At 39.4% G+C, this 2139-nt stretch carries 1 protein-coding gene; it reads left to right on the forward strand.

Going from position 1 to position 2139, the window contains the following annotated elements; all coding sequences use genetic code 11:
- On the forward strand, positions 1-2139 hold a 2139-nt coding region (locus VB654_RS20240), incomplete at both ends, for a condensation domain-containing protein (RefSeq protein WP_323215631.1).

Consider the following 2139-nt stretch of genomic DNA (forward strand, 5'->3'; position numbering starts at 1 on the left):
AGGGATTAATCATGTCGGTGTCGGTGATAATTTCTTTGAATTAGGAGGACATTCTTTAATCGCCACTCGCGTCATGTCCCGAATCCGGCAAGTTTTTCAAGTAGAATTGCCTTTACGTTGCTTGTTTGAAAAACCAACAATTGCTGGGTTAGCCACAGAAATTGAAACAGCCAATCAAGCAGGGTTAGAAACTCAAACCACAAATATAGAGCGGATAGAGCGATGGAATACGCCACAATTACCGCTATCATTTGCTCAACAGAGGTTATGGTTCCTAGCTCAATTAGAACCAGATAGCCCTTTCTATAACATCCCTGCGGCTGTGCGCCTCCAAGGAGAATTAAATTTCAACGCATTACAACAAAGCTTCAATGAAATTGTGCGCCGCCATGAAGTATTAAGAACCAATTTCCAGACAGTTGCAGGGCAAGCAGTAGTTGTAATCTCTGAAGCAAAGCCCTTAATCTTACCAACCATCGATATTAGCAAGTTACCTTTAAATCAGCAAGAAGTAGAAATTAAACAACAGACTGCACAAGAAGTGCAACAACCATTCGACATTAGCAGCGATTACCTACTGAGAGTTAAACTATTACGTCTGAATGAACAAGAACACATACTACTACTGACGATGCACCACATCGTCTCTGATAGATGGTCAATCGGCGTTTTTGTACAAGAAGTTTCAGTACTTTATACAGCTTTCTGTGTTGGAAAACCCGCTTCACTCCCAGAATTGCTCATCCAATATGTAGATTTTGCCATGTGGCAACGAAAATGGTTGCAGGGTGAGGTTCTCCAAGGCCAACTCGCCTACTGGAAAAAGCAATTAGGTAGTAATTTGCCCGTACTGCAATTACCAACAATTCGTCCACGTTCGGAAGTAAAAACCAATTCGGGTAAAGCTTTATCTTTCGCCATTTCTTCTCAAAAATCCAAAGCACTCCAAGCACTGTCACGTCAAGAAGGTGTAACTTTATTTATGACTCTGCTGGCAGGTTTTAAGGTGTTGCTTCAACGTTATACAAATCAAGATGACATTGTTGTAGGTACTGACGTTGCTAACCGTAACCGGGCTGAGATAGAACCGTTAATTGGGTTTTTTGTGAATTTGCTGGTTTTACGCACTCACCTTGGAGATAACCCTAGTTTCCGGGAGTTACTTAAGAAAGTTCGTTCTTGTTTATTAGGAGCTTATGCTCATCAAGATTTACCCTTTGATGAGTTGGTGAAGGCATTACAACCTGATCGCAGCTTGAATAACACTTCGCCACTGTTTCAGGTATTATTTGTTCTCCAAAATACTCCCATGCCACCCTTAGAATTGCCAGGGCTAACATTACATCTGTTAGAAGTTGAAAGTAAAATTTCTAAATTTGATTTAGCGCTATTTTTGACAGAAACTGAACAGGGCATATTAGGTGAATGGCAATATAACGCTGATTTATTTGATGAAAAAATGATTAGTTGTATGACGGAGCATTTTAAGACGCTACTTAATAGTATTGTGGAACAACCTGATCTCCAAATTAACAATCTAGAAATGCTAACTAACAGTGAAAGTGAGCAACAAGCTATGCAAAAAAAAGAACGCAAAGCATTCAAACGGGAAAAATTAATGAGCGTTTCTCCCAAGGCTATTAGCCTATTACCAGAAAAGTTAATTAAGATTGATTATTTCCACCCAAGTCAAACATTACCTTTAGTGATTCAGCCTAACGATGATGAAATCAATTTAGTGAGTTGGGTTCAAAATAATCGGGAATTTATAGAAAAAGAATTGCTCAAACATGGAGCTATTTTATTTAGAGGTTTTGATGTTGATTCTGAATCTAAATTTGAAAGTTTTGCCCAGGCAATTTATCCAGATTTGTTTGGAGAGTATGGAGACTTGCCTCGTAAGGTGAAAGGAGGTAAAGTCTATGGTTCTACCCCTTATCCATCTGATAAAGCCATCCTTTTCCATAATGAAAGCTCTCACTCGCATCAGTTCCCTTTAAAGATTTGGTTTTGCTGTTTACAACCATCTGAACAAGGTGGAGAAACGCCAATTGTAGACTGTCGTCAGGCTTACCAAAAACTTAGCCCAAAGCTCCGAGATAGACTGGCTGAAAAACAGTTACTTTATGTTCGGCACTA

Origin of the sequence: Nodularia sp. UHCC 0506 (assembly GCF_034931045.1) — a bacterium.
Taxonomy (GTDB): domain Bacteria; phylum Cyanobacteriota; class Cyanobacteriia; order Cyanobacteriales; family Nostocaceae; genus Nodularia.